The organism is Bradyrhizobium genosp. SA-3 (assembly GCF_004212635.1).
Classification (GTDB): domain Bacteria; phylum Pseudomonadota; class Alphaproteobacteria; order Rhizobiales; family Xanthobacteraceae; genus Bradyrhizobium.
Genome location: NZ_PSRT01000232.1, coordinates 1 through 8,059, shown reverse-complemented (window position 1 = coordinate 8,059; position 8,059 = coordinate 1). Strand labels below are relative to the sequence as shown.

The 8,059-nt window shown below is 64.8% G+C and carries 7 protein-coding genes; 4 read left to right on the top strand and 3 right to left on the bottom strand.

The window, feature by feature from the left end; genetic code table 11:
- The first annotated feature begins 181 nt into the window (after positions 1-181).
- The gene (locus CWO91_RS40630) at positions 182-1,099 is read left to right on the top strand and encodes a pirin family protein (protein WP_130220939.1); all 918 of its coding nucleotides are present in this window, start codon (positions 182-184) and stop codon (positions 1,097-1,099) included.
- A 63-nt stretch (positions 1,100-1,162) separates the two neighbouring features.
- A complete protein-coding gene (locus CWO91_RS40625) occupies positions 1,163-2,077 on the top strand; it encodes a phosphoribosylaminoimidazolesuccinocarboxamide synthase (RefSeq protein WP_130220938.1) in 915 nt (304 codons plus the stop codon).
- A gap of 156 nt (positions 2,078-2,233) precedes the next feature.
- Here the strand turns inward: CWO91_RS40625 and CWO91_RS40620 are convergent, their stop codons facing one another.
- Together CWO91_RS40620 and CWO91_RS40615 are read right to left on the bottom strand one after the other, a co-directional pair.
- Positions 2,234-3,724, bottom strand: coding sequence for an NAD-dependent succinate-semialdehyde dehydrogenase (locus CWO91_RS40620; protein ID WP_130220937.1), 1,491 nt, complete (start codon positions 3,722-3,724; stop codon positions 2,234-2,236).
- 110 nt (positions 3,725-3,834) lie between these two features.
- Entirely contained in the window at positions 3,835-4,155 is a 321-nt protein-coding gene (locus CWO91_RS40615) for a hypothetical protein (RefSeq protein ID WP_091898185.1), read from the bottom strand.
- A 346-nt stretch (positions 4,156-4,501) separates the two neighbouring features.
- Here CWO91_RS40615 and CWO91_RS40610 point away from each other — a divergent pair, with 346 nt between their 5' ends.
- Complete coding sequence (locus CWO91_RS40610) at positions 4,502-5,698, top strand: serine hydrolase domain-containing protein (protein ID WP_165406051.1); 1,197 nt, start codon at positions 4,502-4,504, stop codon at positions 5,696-5,698.
- A 295-nt stretch (positions 5,699-5,993) separates the two neighbouring features.
- On the opposite strand, the gene CWO91_RS40605 is transcribed toward CWO91_RS40610, so the two are convergent.
- A complete protein-coding gene (locus CWO91_RS40605) occupies positions 5,994-6,995 on the bottom strand; it encodes an adenosine kinase (RefSeq protein WP_130220935.1) in 1,002 nt (333 codons plus the stop codon).
- Between the two features lie 125 nt (positions 6,996-7,120).
- Between CWO91_RS40605 and CWO91_RS40600 the strand changes: the two genes are divergently transcribed.
- The coding region (locus CWO91_RS40600) for a lipid II flippase MurJ (RefSeq protein ID WP_283811083.1) at positions 7,121-8,059 on the top strand (939 nt) is incomplete at its 3' end.

Below are 8,059 nucleotides of genomic sequence, written 5' to 3'. Positions count from 1 at the left end.
AGTACTCCGAGACGGTAGTGGTTAGACCGATGAGCCGCGGAGTACTGGATGCCCCGCCGGAGCCTGTCATCGGGCTCGCCGGAGGCGAGACCCGGTGGCGGGCATGACAGCAGGCTCTGACGCGACGACGATGCGAAATCGTGCTACGATCGCGCCGAAGAAAGTAAAAAGGAGCCTACCCATGAGCTGGCAACCCTCCAACGATCCCGTGCTCGGCGATCCCATGTCCTGCGATGCGCTCGATCTCGTTATCGTGCCGCGCACGCGCGATCTCGGTGACGGATTTGCGGTGCGGCGCGCATTGCCGCATGGCAAGCGGCAGATGGTCGGGCCCTTCATCTTCTTCGATCATTTCGGACCGGTGCAGTTCGTGTCCGGCAAGGGCATGGACGTGCGGCCGCATCCGCATATCGGCCTTGCCACCGTCACCTACCTGTTCGACGGCGCGATCATGCATCGCGACAGCGAAGGCAACGTCCAGGAGATCGCGCCCGGCGCAATGAACCTCATGACCGCCGGGCGCGGCATCGCCCATTCCGAGCGCACGCCCGACGCGCAGCGCGCCTCCGGCCAGAAGATGCTCGGCTTGCAAAGCTGGATCGCGCTGCCGGCCGGATCCGAGGAGATCGCGCCGTCGTTCCAGCACTACGCCGCCGGCGACCTGCCAATGATCTCCGAGCGCGACTTCACCGCGCGGGTGATCGCGGGCTCCTCGTTCGGCATCACCTCGCCTGTCGCGATGGTCTCGCCCTGGCTCTACACCGAGGTCACGGCGGCGGAAGGCGCGAGCGTGCCGCTCGACCCCGATCACGAGGAGCGCGCGATCTACCTGGTCGACGGCGAGGTCGAGATCGCGAACGAGCGCTATGAAGGGCCGCGGCTGCTGATCTTCCGTCCGGGCGACCGCATCACCGTGAAGGCACTGAAGGCGACCCGGATGATGTTTCTCGGCGGCGATGCACTGGAGGGTCCGCGCCACATCTGGTGGAATTTCGTCTCCTCCAGCAAGGAGCGGATCGAGCAGGCCAAGCAGGACTGGAAAACCGGCCGCTTCGCGGCAGTTCCGCAGGAACATGAGTTCATTCCGCTGCCGGAATAGGCTAATCGGGTTTCCGGCCGCACTGTCAGCCGCGGCCGGATTTCTTGCGCGAAGGCTTTGCCGATGACCACCATGCTCTCCAGCGACCTGCCCCTCCCCAAGATCGGACGCGGCAAGGTGCGCGATATCTACGCCGTCGACGACGACCGCCTGCTGCTCGTCACCACCGACCGCATCAGCGCCTTCGACGTCGTGATGGGCGAGACCATCCCGATGAAGGGCGCGGTGCTGACTCAAATCAGCGCGTTCTGGTTCAACGAATTGGAAGGCGTGGTACCGCATCACATGATCAGCGCCGACACCGACGCGATCATCGCGGCCGCGCCGGCGCTGAAAGCTCATCGTACCGACATCCTCGGCCGCGCCATGCTGTGCAAGCGCACCACCGTATTTCCGATCGAATGCGTGATCCGCGGCTATCTCTCGGGCTCGGCCTGGAAGGAATATGCCGCGAGCGGCACGCTGGCCGGCGAGAAGCTGAAGGCGGGCCTCGTCGAGAGCGAGAAGCTCGAGCCCGCCATCTTCAGCCCGGCAACCAAGGCCGAGAGCGGCCATGACGAGAACATCACCATCGCGAAGATGCGCGCGGTGGTCGGCGACGAGGTCGCCTATGCGCTGGAGAGCATGACGCGCGCGATCTACACGCTCGGCGAGGAGCTGGCCCGCGAGCAGGGCATCATCATCGCCGACACCAAGTTCGAGTTCGGCCGCGACAAGGACGGCCGCATCATCCTGATCGACGAAGTGATGACCCCGGATTCCTCGCGCTTCTGGGCGGTCGATGCCTACAAGCCCGGCCAGCCGCAGGCGAGCTTCGACAAGCAACCCTTACGCGACTATCTCGACGTCGAGCGTCGCGCCGGCCGCTGGAACGGCGACGCCCCACCGCCCCCGCTGCCGGCGAGCGTCGTCGACGCGACGAGCAAGCGGTATCTCGAAGCCTACAGGCGCGTGACGGGGAAAGAGCTGAAGATTTAGCTCCAGCTGTTGCACCTCGCTTCGTCATTGCGAGGAGCCCGCGACAAAATTGCGAAGCAATTTTGCGCTGGCGACGAAGCAATCCAGGCTGTCTCCGCGGAAAGATTCTGGATTGCTTCGCTTCGCTCGCAATGACGCGGAGAGACTGATGCGCCCTCACACCCCCGCCATCATCACGTATTTGATCTCGACATATTCTTCCATGCCGTGATGCGAACCTTCGCGCCCGAGCCCACTCTCCTTGACGCCGCCGAAGGGGGCGACTTCCGTGGTGATGAGGCCGGTGTTGACGCCGACCATGCCTGATTCCAGCGCTTCGGCGACGCGCCAGACGCGGCCGAGATCGCGGGAGTAGAAGTAGGAGGCGAGGCCAAACGGCGAGGCGTTGCACATCGCGATGACGTCGGCTTCGTCCTTGAAGCGGATGACGGGTGCGAGCGGGCCGAAGGTTTCCTCCTGCGACACCAGCGAGTCCGGCTTGACGTCGGCCAGCACGGTCGGTTCGAAGAACGAGCGCCCAAGCTCGCTGCGCTTTCCGCCGGTGACGACCTTGGCGCCGCGCTTGATGGCGTCGGCGATGTGGCGCTCGACCTTGTCGATCGCCTTCATGTTGATCAGCGGGCCCTGCGTGACGCCGCTCTCGGTGCCGTCACCAATCTTCATCGCCGCGACCTTCTTCGATAGCTTCTGCACGAATTCGTCGTAAATCCCATCCTGGGCGTAGAGGCGGTTGGCGCAAACGCAGGTCTGGCCCATGTTGCGGTATTTCGAGACGATGGCGCCTTCGACCGCGGCGTCGATGTCGGCATCGTCGAACACCACGAACGGCGCGTTGCCGCCAAGCTCAAGGCCGAGCCGCTTCACGCCGACGGAGGCCTGCTGGTAGAGGATCTTGCCGACGGCGGTCGAGCCGGTGAAGCCGACGAAGCGAACCGCCGGATGCTCGCACAGCACCTTGCCGATCGGCGGCGCGTCACCGGTGATGATGTTGAATACGCCCTTGGGCACGCCGGCCTTCTCGGCAAGAGCCGCGAGCGCGAGCGCCGACAGCGGCGTTTCATTGGCGGGCTTCAGCACCACGGTGCAGCCGGCCGCCAGCGCCGGCGAGACTTTTCGCGTGATCATCGAGTTCGGGAAATTCCACGGCGTGATGGCGCCGCAGACGCCGATCGGCTGCTTGATCGCGAGCAGGCGCGCATCGCTCCGCTGCGTCGGGATGGTCTCGCCATAGACGCGCCTGGCCTCCTCGGCGAAGAACTCGACATAGGCGCCGCCGATATCGACCTCGCCGAGCGCCTCGGTGAGCGGCTTGCCCTGTTCGGAAGTGAGGATCAGCGCGAGATCCTCGCGGTTGGCGACGATCAGCTCGAACCATTTGCGCAGGATGTTGGAGCGCTGCTTGGCGGTCAGCTTGGCCCAGGCCGGGAACGCGCGCTCGGCGGCTTCCACGGCCCTGGTGGTATCGTCCGCGCCAAGTTGCGGAACCTTGGCGAGCTCGACGCCGGTCGCGGGATTATTGACGGCGAAGACCGGCGAGCCGACCCAGGCGCCGTCGATGTAACAGGCTTCCCTCAGCAGCGACGGGTCCTTCAACCGGTCGCGCAGATTGGACGAGGCTTGCGGGGCGCGGGCGGCAGTCGGGGTCATGGCGTTACTCCTCAGGGCGCAATCGGATCGGCCCGGAATATAGGGACAGACGGCGCGCAATGCACCGCCCCGCAACGCACATCTGCCTTCAGCTAAACGGGAGCGCGGCCTCAGGCCGCGCCGCTCAGATAGGTCTCGCGGCGGCCGATCATGCGCTCGGCGGCGGCCTTGGCGTCGGCCTTCGAGGACGTCGCACAGGTGCGGTATTCGAGATCGGGCACGTCCGAGGTGTCGCGCCGGCCGAACCAGGATTTTGAACCAACCGGCAGCAGCGCCAGCGCCTGCGCCAGGTTGTCAACCGCGCCGAACGAGTACAGCGCGCCGGTGCCGGCGATGCGAACCTCGTAAATGCCGGGCGAGATCGGCGCCTCCAAATTGTCGCCCCGTCCGGGACGGGGATAGCGCTTCCATTCACTCCAGGTCGAAATCATTTGAGGTCCCCTCGCGGCCGATCAGCAGCCGCCAATTTGCATCAAGTCTTAACGTCACCGGCCAATTGGCCGCGTGCTGAAGCGCCGCAACGCACAAAATGTTTCAAGTGAGTCAAACACGCGAAACATACCGCCAGCGCCCATTCATGGCCACGGCGAGATGCAGACATCCACCGCAGGTTGTGAAGGAGTGTTACAGTTCAGCTCTGTTGTCGTCCTGCGTGGAACGTCGACCGTCAAGTCACGACATCGCGACCGGCGCAGGTACATGGATGCGCTTGCCGCGCCGAGCATGCGGGAGGACAATCGATTACTTCCAACAATAATCAAACCGGAGGAAACACGCATGCAAAGCCGAGCCCAGATCGACGAACTTCTGCGCCAGAAGAGCGACGCAAAAGAAATTCCCGGAGTCGTCGCCATCGCCGCCAGCGGTAACGACGTGCTGTATCAGGGTGCGTTCGGCAAGCGCGATCTGTCCAAGCCCGATGCGATGACTGCGGACAGCGTGTTCTGGATCGCATCGATGACGAAGGCGGTGACATCAGCCGGCGCGATGCAGCTGGTCGAACAGGGCAAGCTGTCGCTGGATGCGCCGATCGGCGAGGTGCTGCCTGATCTCGCTAAGCCGCAGGTGCTCGAAGGCTTCGATGCCAAGGGCGAAGCGAAGCTGCGGCCGGCGAAGGGACCGATCACGCTGCGCCAGCTCATGACCCACACCGCCGGTTTCTGCTACAACATGTGGAACGGCGATCTCGCGGTGTATCTGGAAAAGACGGGGATCCCCGCCATTACCACCTGCCAGAATGCGGCGCTGAAGACGCCAATCATGACCGATCCCGGCACGCGCTGGGAATACGGCACCAATATCGATTTCGTCGGCAAGGCGGTGGAGGCCGTCAGCGGCAAGCGGCTCGATGCGTATTTGCGCGACCATATGTTCGCGCCGCTCGGCATGAGCGACACCGCGTTCAAGATCACCGATAGCATGCGCAAGCGTCTCGTCGGCATGCATGCGCGCGGCGAGGACGGCCAGCTCGCATCGATGCCGTTCGAGCTCGAGCAGGAGCCGGAATTCCACATGGGCGGCGGTGGCCTCTACTCGACCGCGGGCGACTACATCAAGTTCACCCAGATGATTCTCAACAAGGGCCGCGGCAACGGCAACCAGGTACTGAAGGCGGAGACGGTCGCGACGATGGGACAGAACCACATCGGCGATCTCGCCATGGGCAAGATGACGACGGCGGCGCCGATGTACACCAACGACGTCGATCTCTATCCGGAGCAGGTGAAGAAGTGGGGGCTGAGCTTCCTCATCAACACCGCCAAGACCGCTGAAGGGCGAAGCGCAGGCAGCCTCGCCTGGGCAGGCCTCGCCAACACCTATTACTGGATCGACCCGTCGCGCGACGTCACCGGCGTGATCCTGATGCAGCTGTTGCCGTTCGCCGACGCGAAGTGTCTGGAGACGTTCGCGGGCTTCGAGCGCGGGGTTTATGCCGGGCTCGATGCTGCCGGGAGCGGGCAGAAGGCGGCGTGAGGAGTTGACGGCCGTCGCCGCACGAAGACTGTCATTCCCCGCGAAAGCGGGGAATCCAGTACGCCGCGGCCTCTCCATGAACGACAGACATCTCGGAGTACTGGATCGCCCGGTCAAGCCGGGCGATGACAGCGGAGGATGATGCGCATATCTGCCTCCACATTGTCATTGCGAGCCAACAGGTCCGCGCGACGCGCGGCCCGATGACAGGCTCCGCGAAGCAATCCAGTCTGCCGCCGCGGAAAGATTCTGGATTGCTTCGCTTCGCTCGCAATGACGGGGGAGAGAGCGAGGCCTACCCCGTCAGTCCGCGCTGCTCGGCGAGCTCCTTCAGCGACACCTGGGGCCGCGCCCCGATGTGCTGGATCACTTCGGCCGCCGCAAGCGCGCCGAGCTCGCCGCACTGCTTGTACGCGTAGTTGCGCGCAAGGCCATACAGGAAGCCAGCGGCGAAGAGGTCGCCGGCGCCGGTGGTATCGATGACCTTGTCGACCGGGAATGCCGGCGCGGCGACGGCGTCTTCCGCTGACACCACCATGCAGCCCTTCTCGCTGCGGGTGACCACGCCGAGATTGACGTCGTTGCGCAGCTGCTTCAGCGCGGTGTCGAAGTCCGAGGTCATGTAGAGCGAATGCAGCTCAGCCTCGTTGGCGAAGACGATGTCGACGGTGCCGTTGCGCATCAAGGACAGGAACTCGTCGCGATAGCGGTCGACGCAGAAGGAATCCGACAGCGTCAGCGCCACCTTGCGCTTGGCATCATGGGCGATCTTGGCCGCCTTGACGAAGGCGTCCTTGGCGTTCTTGGGGTCCCAGAGATAGCCCTCGAGATAGACGATGCCGGCACCGGCGACCTCGGCTGGGTCGATATCGGCGGGCGACAGATCCTGCGCCGCGCCGAGATAGGTGTTCATGGTGCGCTCGCCATCGCCCGTGACCAGGATGTAGGAGCAGCCGGTGGCGGGGCCGTCCGTTGCGGCTGGCGTGTTGAAGGCGACGCCGGCGGCGCGGATGTCGTGGAAGTAGAGCTTGCCGATCTGGTCATCCTTGACCTTGCCGACATAGGCGGCGCGTGCCCCTAAGCTGCCGATGCCGACGATGGTGTTGGCGGCAGAGCCGCCCGAGACTTCCGTCGCAGGGCCCATGTCCTTGTAGATGGCGGCCGCCCGAGCCTCGTCGATCAGGGACATGCTGCCCTTGGTCATGCCATGCTTGGCCAAAAAGGCCTCGTCGGTCCTGACCAACACGTCGAACAGCGCGTTGCCGATGCCGAGAACGTCATATTTCACGTCAGCCATTCACCTTGATCCTGTTTGGCGGATTGCGATCCCCGCGGAAATCCGCTTCCTGTCGGCCTGAAATCTGGCTCGCGGCCTATCACGACCGGACCCGCGCGGGCAAGCAACGGTATTATAAAGGGCCGATGATCCGCTCCTTCCTGACCGTCTCGACGGGTACGCTGGCCTCGCGGCTGCTGGGCTTTGCCCGCGATTCCCTGATCGCGGCGCTGCTCGGCACCGGCGCCGTGGCGGATGCGTTCCTGGCGGCATTTCAGCTCGTCAACGTGGTGCGGCGGCTGCTCAGCGAGGGGGCACTGAATGCGGCGCTGATCCCGGCCTGGCTGCGTATCCGCGACCGCGATGGCGAGGCGGCTGCGGCAGCGTTCGCCGGACGTGTGCTCGGCACGGTCAGCGCGGCCCTGGTCGTGAGCTCGATTGGCATTGCGCTTCTGATGCCGCTGATCATCACGGTGATCGCACCGGGATTTCTCGGCAGCAGCACGCTCGATCTCGCCGTGCAGAACGCGCGGCTGATGCTGCCTTATCTCGCCTTCGCCGGCCCCGTCACCGTGCTGATGGGACTGCTCAACGCACAAGGGCGCTTTGCGCTGACGGCGTTCTCGCCGCTGCTGTTCAACATCGCACTGATCGCCGCGATCGCGGCGCTGCTCGCCTGGCATGCCGATGCGGTTCTCGCTGCGTGGATGCTGGCCGCCACCGTCGGTATCGCCGGCCTGCTGCAATTGCTGATGCTGCTGTCGCAGCGAAGCGCGCGCCTCGCGGCGCCGCTGCGCGTGAGTTTCGACAAGGAGATGCGAGCCTTTTTTGCCAAGGCCATTCCCGGCATGATCGCAAGCTCGGGCCCGCAATGGCTGATGGTCGCGGGCGCGATCATCGCCTCGGCAACGCCCGCCGCGGTGTCCTGGCTCTATTTTGCCAACCGCCTGATCGAGCTGCCGCTCGGCATCGTCGGCGTCGCCATGGGCACGGTGCTGGTGCCGGAGCTGACGCGTGCGGTCGGTAGCGACGACCGCGTCGCGGTGGCGCACGCGGAATCGCGCGCGCTGGAGCTGGCGACCGGG